At 73.1% G+C, this 17,170-nt stretch carries 16 protein-coding genes and 1 pseudogene; 10 read left to right on the top strand and 7 right to left on the bottom strand.

The window, feature by feature from the left end; all coding sequences use genetic code 11:
- Positions 1-30 precede the first annotated feature (30 nt).
- Positions 31-1,407, top strand: coding sequence for a nucleobase:cation symporter-2 family protein (locus ACIGEZ_RS23505; RefSeq protein ID WP_399834121.1), 1,377 nt, complete (start codon positions 31-33; stop codon positions 1,405-1,407).
- A gap of 60 nt (positions 1,408-1,467) precedes the next feature.
- Positions 1,468-2,172, top strand: a complete 705-nt coding sequence (locus ACIGEZ_RS23500; RefSeq protein ID WP_399834119.1) for a transcriptional regulator — start codon at positions 1,468-1,470, stop codon at positions 2,170-2,172.
- A 54-nt stretch (positions 2,173-2,226) separates the two neighbouring features.
- Here ACIGEZ_RS23500 and ACIGEZ_RS23495 read toward each other — a convergent pair.
- Together ACIGEZ_RS23495 and ACIGEZ_RS23490 are read right to left on the bottom strand one after the other, a co-directional pair.
- Positions 2,227-2,301, bottom strand: a pseudogene (locus ACIGEZ_RS23495) (DUF664 domain-containing protein); the annotation flags it as partial.
- Positions 2,302-2,316: 15 nt separating this feature from the next.
- Positions 2,317-3,489: a PQQ-dependent sugar dehydrogenase gene (locus ACIGEZ_RS23490; RefSeq protein ID WP_399834117.1), complete on the bottom strand. Its 1,173-nt coding sequence runs from the start codon at positions 3,487-3,489 to the stop codon at positions 2,317-2,319.
- Between the two features lie 126 nt (positions 3,490-3,615).
- On the opposite strand from ACIGEZ_RS23490, the gene ACIGEZ_RS23485 reads away from it, so the two are divergent.
- From ACIGEZ_RS23485 to ACIGEZ_RS23470, 4 genes are all read left to right on the top strand, one after another.
- Complete coding sequence (locus tag ACIGEZ_RS23485; protein WP_399834115.1) at positions 3,616-4,023, top strand: YciI family protein; 408 nt, start codon at positions 3,616-3,618, stop codon at positions 4,021-4,023.
- Positions 4,024-4,031: 8 nt separating this feature from the next.
- The gene (locus ACIGEZ_RS23480; protein ID WP_399834234.1) at positions 4,032-5,180 is read left to right on the top strand and encodes an RNA polymerase sigma factor; all 1,149 of its coding nucleotides are present in this window, start codon (positions 4,032-4,034) and stop codon (positions 5,178-5,180) included.
- Between the two features lie 10 nt (positions 5,181-5,190).
- Positions 5,191-5,703 (top strand): GNAT family N-acetyltransferase, encoded by a 513-nt coding sequence (locus ACIGEZ_RS23475; RefSeq protein WP_399834113.1) that lies wholly within the window; start codon positions 5,191-5,193, stop codon positions 5,701-5,703.
- Between the two features lie 128 nt (positions 5,704-5,831).
- Positions 5,832-6,668: a class I SAM-dependent methyltransferase gene (locus tag ACIGEZ_RS23470; protein WP_399834111.1), complete on the top strand. Its 837-nt coding sequence runs from the start codon at positions 5,832-5,834 to the stop codon at positions 6,666-6,668.
- A gap of 8 nt (positions 6,669-6,676) precedes the next feature.
- Here the strand turns inward: ACIGEZ_RS23470 and ACIGEZ_RS23465 are convergent, their stop codons facing one another.
- The gene (locus ACIGEZ_RS23465; protein ID WP_399834109.1) at positions 6,677-7,282 is read right to left on the bottom strand and encodes a histidine phosphatase family protein; all 606 of its coding nucleotides are present in this window, start codon (positions 7,280-7,282) and stop codon (positions 6,677-6,679) included.
- 280 nt (positions 7,283-7,562) lie between these two features.
- On the opposite strand from ACIGEZ_RS23465, the gene ACIGEZ_RS23460 reads away from it, so the two are divergent.
- Positions 7,563-7,910, top strand: a complete 348-nt coding sequence (locus ACIGEZ_RS23460) for a hypothetical protein (protein ID WP_399834107.1) — start codon at positions 7,563-7,565, stop codon at positions 7,908-7,910.
- On the opposite strand, the gene ACIGEZ_RS23455 is transcribed toward ACIGEZ_RS23460, so the two are convergent.
- Positions 7,861-8,211, bottom strand: a complete 351-nt coding sequence (locus ACIGEZ_RS23455) for a holo-ACP synthase (protein WP_399834232.1) — start codon at positions 8,209-8,211, stop codon at positions 7,861-7,863. The genes ACIGEZ_RS23460 and ACIGEZ_RS23455 overlap by 50 nt on opposite strands.
- A gap of 447 nt (positions 8,212-8,658) precedes the next feature.
- A complete protein-coding gene (locus ACIGEZ_RS23450) occupies positions 8,659-10,437 on the bottom strand; it encodes an MDR family MFS transporter (protein WP_399834105.1) in 1,779 nt (592 codons plus the stop codon).
- 261 nt (positions 10,438-10,698) lie between these two features.
- On the opposite strand from ACIGEZ_RS23450, the gene ACIGEZ_RS23445 reads away from it, so the two are divergent.
- Complete coding sequence (locus ACIGEZ_RS23445) at positions 10,699-12,495, top strand: BTAD domain-containing putative transcriptional regulator (protein ID WP_399834103.1); 1,797 nt, start codon at positions 10,699-10,701, stop codon at positions 12,493-12,495.
- A 316-nt stretch (positions 12,496-12,811) separates the two neighbouring features.
- Here the strand turns inward: ACIGEZ_RS23445 and asnB are convergent, their stop codons facing one another.
- Positions 12,812-14,695 carry an asparagine synthase (glutamine-hydrolyzing) gene (asnB, locus tag ACIGEZ_RS23440; RefSeq protein ID WP_399834101.1) on the bottom strand — a complete coding sequence of 628 codons (1,884 nt, stop codon included), beginning with the start codon at positions 14,693-14,695 and terminating at the stop codon, positions 12,812-12,814.
- Between the two features lie 167 nt (positions 14,696-14,862).
- Positions 14,863-15,294, bottom strand: coding sequence for a DUF6069 family protein (locus ACIGEZ_RS23435; RefSeq protein ID WP_399834099.1), 432 nt, complete (start codon positions 15,292-15,294; stop codon positions 14,863-14,865).
- A gap of 130 nt (positions 15,295-15,424) precedes the next feature.
- On the opposite strand from ACIGEZ_RS23435, the gene ACIGEZ_RS23430 reads away from it, so the two are divergent.
- Both ACIGEZ_RS23430 and ACIGEZ_RS23425 read left to right on the top strand, forming a co-directional pair.
- Positions 15,425-15,925 carry a MarR family winged helix-turn-helix transcriptional regulator gene (locus tag ACIGEZ_RS23430; protein ID WP_399834097.1) on the top strand — a complete coding sequence of 167 codons (501 nt, stop codon included), beginning with the start codon at positions 15,425-15,427 and terminating at the stop codon, positions 15,923-15,925.
- A gap of 191 nt (positions 15,926-16,116) precedes the next feature.
- The gene (locus tag ACIGEZ_RS23425) at positions 16,117-17,163 is read left to right on the top strand and encodes a hypothetical protein (protein WP_399834095.1); all 1,047 of its coding nucleotides are present in this window, start codon (positions 16,117-16,119) and stop codon (positions 17,161-17,163) included.
- Positions 17,164-17,170 lie beyond the last annotated feature (7 nt).

Raw genomic sequence — 17,170 nt, 5'->3', positions numbered from 1 at the left:
GGCCGACGATCCCGCACCACCACGCACCCGGTGGACGAGATCCTCCCGCTTCCCACCCTTTCGCTCTACGGAATCCAGCACGTCCTGGCCTTCTACGCCGGCGCGGTGCTGGTCCCGGTCATCCTGGGGAGCAGCCTCGGCCTCTCACGGCAGGAGCTCGTCTACCTGATCAACGCCGACCTGGTCACGGCCGGGATCGCCACCGTCATCCAGGCATGGGGCTTCTGGCGGATCGGCGCCAGGCTGCCGCTCGTCCAGGGCGCCACGTTCACGGCCGTACCGCCGATGATCGCCATCGGCCAGGGCGCGGGAGGCGGCACCGCAGGGCTGCTCGTGGTGTACGGCGCCGTGATCACCGGCGGGGTCGCGGCCTTCCTCTTCGCCCCCTTCGCCGGGAGACTGACCGGCTACTTCCCCCCGATCGTCACCGGCACCCTCCTCACGGTCATCGGCATCGTCCTCATACCCGTGGCACTCCAGGACGTCGGAGGCGGCTCGGCGCTCGTCGGCGGGCCGCAGTACGGGAACGCCGCGCACCTCGCGTACGCGGGAGGCACCCTCCTGTTCATCCTGCTGGTGGTGCGCTTCGGCGGTCCGTTCCTGCGCAGCGTCGCGGTCCTGCTCGGACTGGTCGGCGGAACCACCGTCGCCTGGCTGCTCGGCGACGCCGACCTCGGGACGGTCGACCAGGCGGACTGGCTCGGCGTCAGCACGCCGTTCCACTACGGGCTGCCGCACTTCTCGGTGTTTCCCATGCTGGCGATGGTCGTCGTCATGCTCATCACCATGGTGGAGACCACCGGAGACGTGTACGCGATGGGCGAGATCACCGGCCGGGAGGTCGACGGCGACACGGTCAGCCGCGCGCTGCGGGCCGACGGCGTGGCCACCGTGCTCGGCGGAGTCTTCAACTCCTTCCCCTACGTGGCCTTCGCGGAGAACATCGGCCTGGTCCGGATGTCGCGCGTCACCAGCCGGTACGTCGTCGTGGCGGCCGGAGTCTTCATGATCCTCCTCGGCCTGGTGCCGAAGGCCGGCGCCGTGGTGGCCTCGGTGCCCCACCCCGTGCTCGGCGGCGCGGCCGTCGTGATGTTCGGCATGGTCGCGACCGTCGGCATCCAGATCCTCGCCAAGGTCGACCTGAAGCAGGAACGCAACGCCCTCATCCTGGCCGTCAGCCTCGGCGCCGCGATGCTCCCGACCGCCGTCGCGCCCTTCTTCGAGCGCATGCCCACCGAGGTACGGGCCGTCCTCGGAAGCGGCATCACCCTCGGCACGCTGTCGGCGGTCCTGCTGAACCTCTTCTTCCACCTGTTCGAGAACCGTCGCAAACGCCGGGACATCGACTGGGAGGCGCTGGCCTCGTACGACGACGGGACGGGACCGCGGTCCGCCGGGGCCCGCTGACCCCGCTCCCGTGCCGCGCAGCCCCCGCTCCGCGGAGCCGTCTACCGAGGTGAACCGCCCGTGCCCCACCCTCCCTTCTCCCCCGCACAGGCCCGCGCCGCCCGCCTGCGCATCGGCCTGACCCCCGACCAGGTCGTCGCCGCCATGGCCCAACTGGGGCTGTACCGCCCGGCGGCCGCCGTCCTGTCGTGGGAGCAGGGCGTCCTGGCCCCCTCGGAGACCGAACTCTTCGCCCTGGCCAGTGCGTTGTGGTGCCCCGTACCGGAACTCATGGCCCTGCACCCGAGGTCCCTGCGCGAACACCGCCTGGCCCGGCAGTTCACCGCCGACCGCCTGGCGGAGCGCATCGGCATGGACGCGCCCACCTACGCCCGCGCCGAGCAGGACCACCACTGGGCCGGAACCAACCGCCAGACCCTCCTCCTCGCGGAGGCCCTGGGCCTGGAACCCGACCAGCTGCTGCGCGTCATCCGCCAGGCGGGCGACCTCGACACTCTCCTCCGCCAGGCCGTGGAAGGCCGCTGGAAGCAGCACACGGCCCCCCTGGCCCGACTCGTCAACGCCCCCGAACGCACCGTGGCCCGCGCCCTGCGCACCCTCCACAAGGAGCACGGCCGTTTCAACGAGGCCTACATGGGCCACCTCGTCGCTCGCAGCGACGACACCCGCCTCCGCGAGATCGCCGCGGAACGCGCCACCTGGCTGCACGACCTGACCCGCCGCTTCCTCGCCCTCGTGGGACAGGACGACGGGCCGTCGTCCTGAACGCCGGCGTGTGGACCTGCGCCCGCGGGGCCTCGGCAGAGGCCCCGGCCCCCGTCACTGGCCGACCCGTCCGTCGACGCGCTCGCGCAGCAGGTCGGCGTGGCCGCAGTGGCGGGCGTACTCCTCGATGGTTCCGGGCGCCCGTCAGCAGATGTCGATGCGGAGGATCCGGTCGGAGCCGTCCGGGTCGCCTCCGTTGTCGTCGGCGTTGGTCGTGGTCAGCCAGAGCCCGTCGGCGCCGGGGATCTTGGTGACCGTGCGGAGGCGTCCGTACGTGCCGACGTAGTACGACGTGGGCGTGCCGACCGTCTCGGTGTCGCCGTTGATCGGGATCCGCCACATGCGCTCACCGCGCAGGCTCGCCATGTAGACGACGTTGCGCACGATGGCGATGCCGCTCGGCGACGCCTGCGCGACCGGCCAGCTCGCCTTGGGGTCGGTCATGCCCGCCGTCCCGCAGTCGCCCTCGCAGGCCGGCCAGCCGTAGTTGGCGCCCGGCTCGATGAGGTTGAGCTCGTCCCGCGTGGAGTCGCCGAACTCCGCCTCCCACAGGCGCCCGTTGCGGTCGAAGGCGATTCCTTGGGGGTTGCGGTGGCCCAGGCTGTACACGTGGTTGCCGAACGGGTTGCCCGGGGCGGGCCTGCCAGCCGTCGTCAGCCGCAGGATCTTGCCGTTGAGCGAGTTCCTGTCCTGGGCCAGCGCGGGCGTCTGGCCGTCGCCGGTGGAGGCGTACAGGTAGCCGTCCGGGCCGAAGGCCAGCCGGCCGCCGTTGTGGAAGCGGTTCTTCTTGATGCCCTGGAGCAGCACGGTGTAGCCGCTGAGGGAGCTGCCGTCGTACGTCATGCGGACGATCCGGTTGCCCTCGGACGCGGTGTGCATGAAGTAGACGGAGTGGTTGCCGGACCAGTCGGGGTCGACGGCCACGCCGAGCAGGCCGCCCTCGCCGTCGGTGGTCACCGCGTTGGGGACGCTGCCCACCCGGGTCTTCGTCCCCGTCGGGGTCAGCTTGAAGACCGTGAAGCTGTCGCGCTCCGTCACCAGCGCGGACCTGCCGTCCGGCATCCAGTGGACGCCCCACGGAACGGTCCAGCCGCCGGACAGGGTGGTCGGGGTGCCCGGTACCCCGCCGCCGGAGCACGCGCCGGTGGGCGGGCGGGTGACCGTGGTTCCGTCGGCGCACCGGAAGGCGTGCGGGGCGCTGCCGGCCGCGGCGGTGGGCGTGAACAGTGACGCGGCCGAGACCAGGGCGGCGACCGCCAGCGCGCCGATCAGCCGGGGTCGTCCGGCCCGGACGGGTGGGGGGAAGGATTTCTGCACGTCGACTCGCTTCCACCGAAAAAGAACGAAGAAGATCCGGAGGCCGATGTCGAGAACGCGCGCCCGGCTCCGTCCCCGGGATGAACGCGGCCAGAATAGGCCGCATCAGTGCAGAGGAGAGACATCATGGCCAAGTACCTGCTGCTCAAGCACTACCGGGGCGCTCCCGCCGCGGTCAACGACGTGCCCATGGCCCAGTGGACGCCCGAGGAGATCTCGGCGCACGTGCAGTACATGAACGACTTCGCGGCACGGCTCGAAGGAACCGGCGAGTTCGTCGACGGTCAGGCACTCGCCCCCGAGGGGACGTTCGTCCGGTACGACGGTGAGGGGCGCCCGCCGGTCACCGACGGCCCGTTCGCCGAGACCAAGGACCTCATCGCCGGCTGGATGGTGATCGACGTAGACAGCTACGAGCGCGCCGTCGAGCTGGCCGGGGAGCTGTCGGCCGCCCCCGGGGCGGGCGGGAAGCCGATCCACGAGTGGCTGGAGCTGCGCCCGTTCCTGACCGCGCCCCCCACCATCACGGAGTGACCTCGCCCATGGACGAGGCCCTGCTCCGGAGCCTCACGCCGAGCGTGCTCGGGATCCTCGTCCGCCGCGGAGCCGACTTCGCGGCGGCCGAGGACGCGGTCCAGGAGGCGTTGGTCGAGGCGGTCCGCGTCTGGCCGGCCGACCCCCCGCGGGACCCGAAGGGCTGGCTGGTCACCGTGGCCTGGCGCAAGTTCCTGGACGCGACCCGCGCGGACACGGCCCGCCGCCGGCGCGAGGACCTGGTGGACGAGGAGCCGGCCCCCGGGCCGGTACCCGGCACGGACGACACCCTCCGGCTCTACTTCCTCTGCGCCCACCCGTCGCTGACGCCGTCGTCCGCGGTCGCGCTCACCCTGCGGGCCGTGGGCGGTCTGACGACCCGCCAGATCGCCGAGGCCTACCTGGTGCCGGAGGCGACGATGGCGCAGCGCATCAGCCGGGCCAAGCGCACCGTCTCCGGGGTGCGGTTCGACCGGCCGGGCGACGTCGCCACCGTGCTGCGCGTCCTCTACCTGGTCTTCAACGAGGGCTACTCCGGCGACGTCGACCTCGCCGCCGAGGCCATCCGGCTCACCCGGCAGCTCGCGGCCGCATTCGACCACCCCGAAGTGGCCGGGCTGCTCGCCCTCATGCTGCTCCACCACGCCCGACGCGCCACCCGGACCGCACCCGACGGCACCCTGGTGCCGCTCGCCGAGCAGGACCGAGCCCGGTGGGACACCGCGTCGATCGCCGAGGGCGTCGGCGTACTCCAGACCGCCCTCGCCCGCGACCGGCTCGGCGAGTACCAGGCCCAGGCGGCCATCGCGGCCCTCCACGCCGACGCGCCCACCGCCGAGGAGACCGACTGGGTGCAGATCGTCGAGTGGTACGACGAACTCGTACGCCTGACCGACAGCCCCGTCGTCCGCCTCAACCGCGCAGTGGCCGTCGGCGAGGCCGACGGACCGCGCGCCGGCCTCGCGGCGCTCGCGGCGCTGGACGACACGCTGCCCCGCCACACCGCGGTGGCGGCCTACCTCCACGAGCGCGCAGACGACCTGCCGACGGCGGCCCGCCTGTACGCCGAGGCAGCCCGCAAGGCCCCCAACCTCGCCGAACGCGACTACCTGACCCGCCAGGCCGCCCGCCTCAACACCCGCGGACGGCATGCGTAGACTCCGCGTCATGACCGAGCTGTACGGCGCTGCCGTCGTCCTCCGTACCGCCGTCGCCGAGGACGTCCCCGCTCTGGCGGCCATCCGGGCCACTCCCGAGGTACGGGCGCGATGGCGGGGTCCGGACGACATGGAGACGGAGGTCGCCTCGGATCTGGAGGACCCCGACACCCACTGCCTGACGATCCGTCATCAGGACCGGGTCGTCGGCATGATCCAGTGGTATTCCGAGGAGGACCCTGACTACCGGCACGCCGGGATCGACCTCTTCCTCGACCCTTCGGCGCACGGCACCGGCCTGGGCACGGACTCCGTACGCACCCTGGCCCTGCATCTCGTCGACGATCACGGCTACCACCGGCTCGTCATCGATCCGGCCGCCGACAACGCGGCGGCGATCCGCTGCTACGAGAAGGCCGGATTCCGGACGGTCGGCGTGATGCGCCAGTACGAGCGGGGCGCGGACGGCACCTGGCACGACGGCCTGCTGATGGACCTGCTGGCGGTGGAGCTGGTGCGCTGACCTCCGGTCCGCGTGCGGGGTCCGGGTCACTCGTCCGGCGCAGCGGCCGGTTCCGTACGCGTCGTCGTGCTTCCCGGGGGGAAGGATGAGTGGCGCCGGGCGTGGCGGAGCCGAGGAGGAGCGAAGCGGTGGTGGACGGGGCCGGGCGGATGCCGCCCGAGATGAGGGACGCCGTGCGGGAGACGTACGGCGCCGACGATCTGAGCGCGAACCCCGTCTTCGGCGGCGGGTTCATCAACTTCGGCTACTGGCGCGGCATCGATCTGCGCGGACCGCTCGGCGCGGCGGAACGCGTCCGCAGCCAGCAGGACCTCTACCGGCACGTCCTCGACTCCGTCGGCCCGCTGGAGGGGCTCAGCACCCTGGAAGTGGGGTGCGGGCTCGGCAGGGGCTGCGCGCTGACCCTCCGGGAGTACGGCCCCGCCGCGGTCGTCGGCATGGACATCCACCCGGACCAGCTGCGGCGGGCCCGCGCCGCCCACGAGGACGTGCTGCGCCGGGAGCCCGAGCGGCTGCGCTTCGCCCGGGGCGGCGCCGAGGCGATGCCCTTCGCGGACGGCTCGTTCGACGCCGTCGTCAGCGTGGAGGCCGCCCAGCACTTCCCGGACCTCGCCGCCTTCGCGGCCGAGACGGCGCGGGTGCTCCGCCCGGGCGGCCGGGTAGCGGTGGCGAGCTTCTTCACCGTCGACGACGTACCGGGCCGGTCCGGCGAACTCGCGGCGCTGCTCGACACCTTCGCCACCGGTCTGGACATCGCCCGCCCGGTCACCGCCCTCACGGAAGCGTTCACGGCGTCGGGGCTCAGGGGCGCACGCGCCCAGTCCATCGGGCCCCACGTCTGGCCCGGCTGGGACCGGTGGCTGAGCCGGCTGTGGGCCGACGGCACCTGGCCGCGGAACTTCCTGCGCGCCTACGAGCAGCGGGTCCTCGACTACTACCTGGTCACGGCGGCCCGGGACGGATGACCGGCTGGTCAGGTACGGGGGAGCGGACGCTGGTTCCAGCCCGCGATCACCGGGAGGCCGTGCTCCGTCGACAGGCGCCCGACGGTCCCCGTCGTCAGCCGGAACAGTCGTCCATCGGCCGGCGGAAGGCCCAGATAGCGGGCGGTGAGCACGCGCAGCAGATGGGCGTGCGCCACCACCACCCCGTCCGGCTCGCCGGCCGCGAGGAGCGGCGTGATCCGCGCCAGGACCCGGTCGGCGCGGCGCCCCACGTCCTCGGCGGATTCCCCCGGACGGCCGTCGGGGTGCGGCGGCACGCCGTCGCGCCACAGCGACCAGTCCGGCCGGGTCTCCTGGACGTGCGCCGTGGTCAGGCCCTCGTAGCCGCCGTAGTCCCACTCGCAGAGGTCGTCGTCGCTCACCGCACCGTGCAGCCCGGCCAGTTCGGCCGTGTGCCGGGCCCTGCGCAGGGGGCTCGTCAGGACGAACGAGAAGGAGTGGTCCGCGAAGTACGGGGCGAGCGTGCGCGCCTCCGCCTCTCCCGCCGGCGTGAGCGGCAGATCGGTGCGGCCGGTGTGCCGGCCCGTGGCGCTCCACTCCGTCTCTCCGTGGCGGATCAGGAGGAGGTCACCCATGGCCGCGCTGCTCCTTAGTCCGGGGCTTTGGCCCCCACCGTAACTCCTGGGCTCGGGAGCCTGTTGGCACCATGACCGTCACGGACCTGCCGGGGGCGGAGCGCGGACACGGGGGGAAGGCGTCACACTCCGCCCGTCGGGAACAGTGTTTCCGGCGGGACTCGAGGGGCGCTGGGCCGTGGCCGGGCGGGCGCTCGTCGGGGGGTGGAGGGCTGCTCCAGGCTGATTCGAGCCGGGTTCTCTAGCGTCGGGGAGTCCGAGCAGGTGAAGGGAGGCCATCGTGCGGCGTTCCAGGGAGTGGCTGCGGAAGCTGTGGCAGGACTCGGTGGCGGGACTCGCCGCCGTCGGCCAGAGTTTCGGAGCCTTCACGCCCCCCGAGTGCTACGGGCTCCTGCCCGCGGCGCCGACGGCGGCGGTCGACGGCCGTGCCTTCCCGCCGCCCCCGCCCCCGCCCCCGCCCTTGCCCGGGCCGGGGCATCCCGAGCGGCTGGTCGCCGTCCCGCTCTCCGCGCTGTCCGCGCGCGAGCAGGCGGTGTGGGGGCAGCTTGCGGGCGTGTGGGAGGGCGTCGATGCCGAGGTCAGGACGAGGCGATCACGACCGCGGAGGCCAGGCCCGCGTCATGAGTGAGCGACAGATGCCATGACGTGATGCCCTGCCGGGCAGCGGCGGCGGCGACGGTTCCGCGGACGTGCAGGGTGGGGCGGCTCCTCGGGCCCGTACGGATCTCGGTGTCGTGCCAGCGGAGCCCGCCCGGCGCACCCAGCACCTTGGCCACGGCCTCCTTTGCGGCGAACCGCGCCGCCAAGGAGGCCGTGCCGCGTCGGGCGCCTGACGGCAGCGCCAGCTCGGCCGGGGTGAAGAGCCGCTCGGCGAGCCCGGGGCTGCGCTCGAGCGCCCGCCCGAACCGCCCGATCGCCGCCACGTCGATCCCGACCCCGAGAACCCCGGGCCCGGTGTTGCCGGCCCCCGCGCTCCGGGGGCCGTTGACGGCGGAGTCCGGGTCGCCTTCGCCGGTGGTCCCGGGCCCGGTGACCCCTGCCACCGTGACGCCCGCGTCCGCCGTCCGGGTGCCGGTGGCGTCGGCGCCCGCGTTGCCGGAGTGCGCGAGCCGGGCGGGCGGCGTTCTTGCGCCCGAGCCCCCGCCGCCCGTGCCCGCCGCGGCGCGCGCCGGGCGCGGCCGGAGCCGGCCCAGCCAGGGGCCGATTCCGGCTAGCAGGCCGACCAGGCCGACCGGGGTGCCCGGTCGGGTACCCGGCGCGGTGCCGCCGCCTCGTACGCTCCGTACGCTTCGCATGGCGGGGAGGCTGGCAGCACCGGCTCGACGTCCGCTTGAGGCGGTCCCGAGCGGCAGGCCACGGCCCTGCGCGCCCCCGGCTCAGTCGCCGGCGGGAGGCTTCGCGCCGCCCGGGCCTCCCGGACCGCCCGCATCCGCCGCGCCGGCCGCGCCACCGGGTCCTCCGGCTTCCGCCGCGCCCACCCGTCCGCCAGGACCGCCCGCATCCGCCGCACCGGCCGCGGCCGCCGGATCCCCCGGACCGCCGGGAGCATCCAGACGCCCCGGCCGCCCCGGCCCCCCGGGCCCCCCTGGTCCACCGGGCCCACCCGGGCCCCGCGCCTCCAGGCGCACGTCCTTCAGCATCAAGGCCAGCACCAACCCCGCCACCAGCACGGGCACCGCCGACAGGAACACCGTCGACAGGGCGTTGCCGTAGGTCTCGGCCACCGCACCGGCGGTGGCCGGGTCGAGGGTGGACGCGGCGGTCGGGTCCCACGTGCCGTTCACGATGCCGTGCGCCGTGTCCGAGGGGAGCAGCCGGGTGGCCTCGGAGGCCAGGCGGGCGTTGAGGATCGAGCCGAAGACCGTCGCGCCGAAGGCCGTACCGAGGTTCCGGGCGAGGCCCACGGTGGAGGTGCTGACCCCGATGTGCTGCCGCGGCGCGGTGCTCTGGGCCACGAGCGTGGTCACCTGCGAGGACAGGCCCACGCCGATGCCCATGACGGCGAGGAGCAGGGCGGTGCCCACGGCCCCGGTGTCCGCCGCGGTCAGCGACATGAGCAGGGCGGCCAGCGCGGCGAGCGCGGTGCTGGCCACCGGGAACCACTTGTACCGACCGGTCTTGGCGATGATCTGGCCGGCCACCACCGTGGCCAGGGCCAGGCCGATCATCGCGGGCAGGAAGAGCAGACCGGTCCGCGTGGCGCTCACGCCGGTCACCGTCTGGAAGTACAGCGGTACGAAATTGACGCAGCCGAAGAACGCGAAGCTGACCGCGAAGGCCACCACCACGCAGATCGTGAACGTCCGGTCGGCGAACAGGCCGAGCGGGACGACCGGTTCGGCGGCCGACCTTTCGTGGCGCAGCCAGACGGCGGCCAGCACCACGGCCGCGATCCCGAGCCCGATGACCGACGGCCGGCCCCATCCCTCGCGGCCGGCCAGGTCGGTCGCGAGGACCAGGCACGCGATGAGGCCGGTGAGCAGCGCCGTCCCGAGGTAGTCGACGCGCGGCCGCACGGTGTCGCGGGCGGGGGAGCCGGGGAGCAACAGGCGGATGCCGGCGAAGGCGAGGATCCCCAGCGGGATGTTGACGTAGAAGATCCAGCGCCAGTCGAGCTGGTCGGTCAGGACGCCTCCGACGAGCGGGCCCGCCAGGTTGGCGATGACCATCACACCCGCGAACCAGCCCTGGTACTTTGCGCGTTGACGCGGTGGCATCAGGTCGCCGAGCACGGCGAAGGCGCTCACCTGGAGCCCGCCCCCGCCGAGTCCCTGCAGCGCGCGGAACACGACGAGCTGGCCCATCGAATCGGCCGCGCCACAGGCGACCGAGCCGATCAGGAAGATCACGACGGCGGACAGATAGACCGTCCGGCGGCCGAAAAGGTCACCCAGCTTGCCGTAGACCGGCATGGCCACGCTGAAGGTGAGCATGTACGCGGTGAAGGTCCAGCTGTACAGGTCGAGCGCGCCCAGGTCGGAGGTGAGGCTGGGCCCCGCGGTGGCGACGATCGACTGGTCGAGCATCGACATCGCGCTGGTCAGCAGCAGGGACGCGAGCAGGAGGGGGAAGCGCGGCGGCAGCGGCTGTGGCGGTGGGGTGGCGGGGGCGGCGGCGGGCCCGGAGGGCCGGCCGTCCGGTGCGGGTGTGGACATCTGGTCTCCTCGTCAGGTGCATATAGAGTTCTTTCTCAATTGTATGCGTTCAGCATATGAATGTCTTGTAGGGTGACGGCCGAAAGCGGACGTCATCGAGGCGGTTTCGAGACCGACGCCTGTTCGACGTCTCCTGTCGAGTCCCGCTCAAGCAAGAGTCAAGTGATCGACCTCACGCTCACGGAGTGCATCAGGCCGTGTCAGATGTGAATCACGGGAGGGCCAGTGCTGCAGATCGGGTTACTTGGAACGCTGCAAGTCGTGCACGAAGGCACACACGTCACGCCATCCGCCCCGAAGGTCCGGCAGGTCCTGGCCTTGCTGGCACTCCGGGCCAACACCACGGTTCCGCTCCACCAGCTCGTGGAGGAACTCTGGGAGGAGCACCCGCCGTCCAGCGCGGCCACCACGCTTCAGACGTACATCTACCAGCTGCGCAAACTGCCGGGACTCAGCGAGCCCTCGCACACCGACGCCTGCGCGAGTGCCCCGGCCCTGTTGACCACCCCCGGTGGCTATCGGCTCTCGGTGCCTCAAGGATGCCTGGACGCACGGCAGTTCACGGATCTCGCCGCGCGCGGCAGACTGGCGATGGAGCAGGGGGCGGTCGCCGACGCCGCCGATCTCCTTCACCGGGCCCTCGCCGTGTGGCGGGGGCCCGCTCTCAGTGATCTGGCCCCCGGCCCGATCGTGGGCATCGACGCCCTCCGCCTGGAGGAGCAGCGGTACGAGGTCCTGGAGGAGCGCATCGACGTGGACCTGCTGCTCGGCCGGCACCACCGGCTGATCAGCGAACTCACCGCGCTCGCCGCCGACAACCCGACCCGGGAGGGGCTGCACGCCAAGCTGATGCTGTCCCTGTACCGAGCGGGCCGGCGGCCGGACGCGCTGGAGGTCTTCCAGCGCATGCGCCAGGTGCTCACCCGCGAACTCGGCCTCGAACCCTGCTCGGAGCTCCAGCGACTGCACCAGCAGGTGCTGGCCGGCGACCCCGGACTCGACCTGCCCGCCGGGCCGGTGGCCGTAACCGGCGCGCCGCCCTCCGCGCCGCCGCCGGTGACCCTGCCGGCCGATGTCCCGCTGATCGGCCGGGACGGTGAACTCGCCCATGTCGAGAGGATGTTGACGGAGCCCGCCGGTCAGGACCGGCCGCGCTGCGTCTCCGTCGCCGGCGCGCCCGGCGCGGGCACCACGGCCTTCACCGTGGCCGTCGCCCACCGGCTGACCGACGCCTTCCCCGACGGGCGGATGTACGTGTCGTTCGGTGACCCGGCCGGACCGCGCAGCGTCGAGGAAGTGCTCGGGGAGCTGCTCGAAGCGGTCGGACACCGGCGCGACGGCCTGCCGCCGGGACGCGCCGAGCGGGCCCGGATGTTCCAGTCGTGGACCGCGGGCCGCCGGGTGCTGCTGGTCGTGGACGACGTGGCGGCGGCGCACCAGGTCTCGGACCTGATCGTGGCCGGCGCCGGATCCGCCGTCCTGGTGGCCGGGTACCGGCGGCTGTACGGCGGCCGGTTCGGGGCGCCGGTGGACCTTCCGCCGCTCGGTCCGGACCAGTCGCTCGAACTGTTCCTGGGCGCGCTCGGCAGCGACCGGTCGCTGGGCGACACCGCCTGGCTGCGCACGATGCTGGAGCTGTGCGGAGGCCTGCCGGGTCCGTTGGCCGAGGCCGCGGGGCTGCTCGCGCTGCGCCCGCACTGGTCGGTGCGGCAGCTCATCGACTGGATGCGGCGCGACCGGCCGACCGTCGTCAACCACCAGCGCCCGCATCCGTTCCATCACGTGCTCCGGCGCTACGGAGGCCTCGACCCGCGGCGGCGCGACGCGCTGGTGAAGCTGGCGTGGGACGCCGACGGGGTGCTCACGGTGGAGCACGCGGCCGGCGTCCTGGAATGGGACCTGGACGAATCCGAGGAACTCCTCGAGGAGCTGGTCGAGTTCCTGCTCCTCGAAGTGGATCTCGTCCGCGACCGGTCCTCCGAGCGTTTCTTCCAGTACCGGCTGCCGCCCCTGCTGCGCATGGCGCTGCGCGTCACCCCCGTACGGGCGCTGGTGTGAGAGCCCGCGGCACGCCCGTCGGCAGCGGACCCGTCCCGGTGGCGACCGCGGACTGATCCCCGTACCGACCCCGGGCTGATCCCCGAACCCGTGGCAGACCGATCCCCGCACCCGCCGCGCGCACGTGTCCCCGGAACCGCCGCACTTCAGTCCCCTGCACCGCCGCGGTCCCGACCACCCACGAGGCCCGACCGATCTGACGAAACCCGCCGCAGACCGTCCCCGCGTCCGCCGCGCACCGAGCCCCACCTCCCCACCCGCACAGGCTTTCAGGGGGCGCCCGCACACGGCGCCCCCTGAAGGCGTGCCGGGGCGCCTACAGTTCCAGGCAGTCCCCGTGCTCGAGCAGCCAGGTGTTGACCTGGAGGGCCATCTCGACGTTCATCCGGTGCAGCCAGTCCTGCGCGGCCGCCTCCCCCTCCGGACCGATGACCCGCCGCGCCCTGTCCCGGTCGAGCAGCGCGAGCACCGGCGAGGCCGGGTCGGCGAGGACCTCGGCGAACTCCTGGTGCAGGGCCTTGGTGTAGGTCGCGTCCTGGCTCACCGGGAAGGGCGCCTTGGGCCGTTCCAGGACCTGCTCGGGCAGCAGGTCGGCCGCAGCGGCCCGCAGCAGGCTCTTCTCCCTGCCGTCGAAGGTCTTCATCTCCCACGGGATGTCGTAGGCGTACTGCACCAGCCGGTGGTCGCAGAACGGCACCCGCACCTCGAGGCCGGAGATCATGCTGAGCCGGTCGTTGCGCTCCAGCAGGCGCGGCAGCCAGTGGGTCAGATGGAGGTGGCAGATCTCCCGGGCACGGCGCTGCTCGGGGTCCTCGCCGGCCAGCCGGGGGATCTGGGCCATCGCCTGGGCGTAGCGGTCCGCGTAGTACGAGGCCATGTCGAGCCGGGCCGCGAAGGCCGGGGACAGCAGCCCCTGCCCCAGGCCCTCGCGGGTGCCCGGGTGCCACTGCTCGAAGGCGACCCAGGGGAACTGCTCCTCGTACGCCAGGTCGGGGATGTGCACCCAGCTGTAGCCGCCGAAGATCTCGTCGGCGCTCTCGCCCGTCAGCGCCACCTTGGAGTGGCGGCTGACGCCGGCGAACGCCTGGTACGTGGAGGTGTCCATGTCCCCGAACGGAGCCGGGACGTCCTGGGCGCGCAGGACCGCGCGGCGGGCGGCCGGGTCGATCAGGTCGGCCGTCGTGAGCTCGATCTCCAGGTGGTGGGCGCCGATGTGGTCGGCGACGGCCCGCGCGTACGGGGCGTCGGGGGCGCTGCGCACCAGGTCGGGCTGGAAGTTGTCGCTGTAGCCGCTGTACGTGACGGTCGTGGTCCGGACCGGGTCGCCGCCCCGGCGGGCGAGGGCGCGGGCGGCGAGCGCGGCGACGGTGCTGGAGTCGAGCCCGCCGGAGAGCAGCACGCTCAGCGGCACGTCGGAGACCAGCTCGCGGGCGACGCTGCTCTCCAGGAGCTCGCGCACGGTCGAGACGGTGGTTTCGAGGCCGTCCTCGTGCGGGCGGGCCTCCAGCTGCCAGTAACGCCGCAGCGTCGCCGTACCGTCGGGGCGGTAGCTGAGGGTGTGGGCGGGCGGCAGGTCGCGGATGTCGCGGTAGACGCTCTCGCCGGGGGCGCGGGCCATCGAGAACAGCACCCGCAGTCCGTCGAGGTCGACGGTGGGGCGCACGGCGGGGTGGGCGAGCAGGGTCTTCGGCTCGGAGCCGAAGACCAGGCCGCCGGCGGTGCGCGCGTAGTACAGCGGCTTGATGCCGAAGCGGTCGCGGGCCAGGAACAGGGTGCGCCGGCGGGTGTCCCAGACGGCGAAGGCGAACATGCCCTCCAGGCGTTCCACGCACCGCTCGCCCCACTCCAGGTAGGCGTGGAGCACCACCTCGGTGTCGCTGCGGGTGCGGAACCGGTGCCCCAGGCCGGCCAGTTCGGTGCGCAGCTCCTGGAAGTTGTAGATCTCGCCGTTGTACGAGAGGACCGCGAGCGGTTCCTCGTCCGCCCGCTCCCCGTCCGGCGCGGCGGCCATGGGCTGCAGGCCGCCGGCCACGTCGATGACCGCGAGCCGGGTGTGGATGAGCGTGGCGTGTCCGTCCGCCCAGACGCCCTGGCCGTCCGGGCCCCGGCAGGCCATCGTCCGCGCCAAGCCCCCGGCGAGTTCCGGGTCCTCCCGGACCGGACCGCCCTCGCGGCCGATCCAGCCAGCGATGCCGCACATATGGGATCTCCTTCCGTGCCCTTTCGATGCCCTGGGCGGCAAAGATCTCCGTGGGCGCTCGAAGTCCCTTGGAGGGGCGCTGGACCGCCCCGCCCGGCCGTACGTCGGCCCCGGCGGAGGGCGGGGCGGCCGGCCTTGCCAGGCCGTGTCTTCCGGATCGGCCCGGCCTAGGCGCGCGCGGAGTCGCGGCGGAAGGCCGGGATGAGGACCGCGCCGACCGTGACGTGCAGCAGGACCAGGGTGATCTTGTTGCCGGCGGTCAGGCCCGCGCCGAACACCGGGGCGAACAGCGAGAGCACGACCACCGCCACCGCGATGCCGGTCCACACGCTCCGGGCGCGGCCGCCGGCCAGCCGCTCCAGGAGGGCGAGCAGGCCCCAGCCGAGGAGCGAGACGACCGCCACGCCGATGAGCACGGCCGGCAGGGCGAGCTCGCTGGTGGTGGTGGAGCCCGGGCCGTCCGGGATCCGCAGGTCGAGGTCGAGGGCGGAGCGGGCGATCAGCCAGATCAGCGCGTCGGCCACGACGGCGGCCACGACGGCGAGGGCACGCGTGCGCACCGGGCTTCCGGTGGCTGCGACGGGAGGGTTGGCGGACATCTCGGGCCTCCTTGCGGGATCGTCGACACCAGTGTGTTTACCAATGTCATCTGCATATACATGACCTTCGCATGTAATGGTCTCACACCCAGGAATGCTCGGTCCAGCCACATGCGGGTAACCTGGACGTGTGAGCCATTCAGACACGATCCACAGGAAGAGCCCGGACGCCGCCGTGCTCAACGCGGTGGAGCTGGCGATGATCCGCATCCGGCGGAGGCAGTCCCGGCGCAGCCTGGCCAGGCCCGTCGTCAAGGGCATGGCGGAGCCGGTGGACCTCAACACGCTCGCCGTCATCGACGCGGTCGACGAGGGTGCGGGCGAGGACGGGCGCGACGTCACCGTGGGGTTCGTCGCCGACCGTCTCGCCATAGACCCCTCGCGGGCCAGCCGGATCGTCGCCGACGCCGTCAAGTCCGGGTTCGTCCGCCGGGTCGCCTCGCAGGAGGACGGCCGGCGCAGCTGCCTGGAGCTCACCCCCACGGGTCGCGACGCCGTGGCCGCCGCCCACCGCACCCGGCAGACCTTCTACTCCGCCGTCCTCGAGGACTGGGACACCGACGAACAGCGCGAGTTCGCCCGCCTGCTCACCAAGTTCGTCCACAGCCTCGACGACGCCAGCCGCGGCTGACCGCCCGCGCCGGCAGCCGCCGCCCCGGCGGCTGCCGGCGCGCGCCGCCCCGCTGCCCCGCCCGTCCACCGGCCTTCGAGTCACCTTCGAGCCCGCCCGGCAACGCTGATCGCGCCCACAACCCCGCTATGACGGCGCATCGGAGCCCGCTGCTGCGGGGCGTACGCGCCTGTCCTGAAGGAGGCGCGACGGTGAGTACGACAGACCGGACAGACCAGCGGCGGGTCGCGCGAGCGGCCGACGGCCGCCGCCTGCCCGCGGAGGCGGGCCGACCGGCCCCGCCGGCCCCCGAGACGGCGACCGCCCGGCCACCGGCCGCCGTGGCCTGGGCCTACGTCATGGTGATCGTGGCGACGCTCGCCGCCATCGCGAGCAATGTCTTCGAGATCGCGCACCAGGTCGAGACCGGCGTCGCGGGCGCCGCGACCACCGGTGACCTGGTGCTGACCATCGCCTTCTGCGCGCTGTTCGGCTTCTTCGCCGAGATGCTCCGGGCCGGCCGCCAGTGGGGCCGCGTGCTCCTCACCGTCTTCACCGCACTGGGCCTGCTCTTCACGGGGCTCGGCCTCGCGGGGCTCGGCGGACGGCCGCTGGTGGGCCCGCTGCAGGCGAGCCTCGCCGTGACCAGCCTGGTGCCCTCCGTCATCGGGCTCGTGCTGCTCTTCGCCCCCTCCGTCAACCGGTGGATGGCGGACGTACGGCAGCGCAACCGGACCATCTCGCAGCGGCTGCGCAAGGCGGTCCTCACCGCCCACGTGGCCATCTCGGTCGGCTGGCTCGGCCTGGTGACCGGGATGTTCGCCATGTCGGTGGCCGGCGCCACCACGCACGACGCCGAGCAGCAGGCCGCGATGTACCGCACCATGTCGATGCTCGACGAGATCTTCCTCGGCATGACCAGCATGTTCGCCCTCATCACCGGGATCGTCGTCGGCGCCGGCACCAAGTGGGGCCTGCTCCAGCGCAGATGGGTCGCCGTGAAGTTCTTCCTGACGATGGGCGTCATGATGCTCGGCTTCGGCGCCATCCACCAGCTGATCCTGCGCGCGAACGAACTGGTCGACGAGGGCGCCGTGGTGCGCGGCGGCGAACTCGACGCCGTCGGCTGGTCCATGGCCGGCACCGCCGCCCTCGCCCTGCTCTCCCTCGTCTTCATGACGGCCGTGTCCACCTACAAGCCCTGGGGGCTCACCCGCCGCGGCCGCCGTCACTCCGCCACCAAGGCCGCGGTCCGCTGACCCGTGT

Origin of the sequence: Streptomyces sp. NPDC085481, from assembly GCF_044541845.1 — a bacterium.
Taxonomy (GTDB): Bacteria; Actinomycetota; Actinomycetes; order Streptomycetales; family Streptomycetaceae; genus Streptomyces.
Note: the sequence above shows the minus strand (reverse complement) of the source record. Positions and strands in the feature narration are given on the sequence as shown.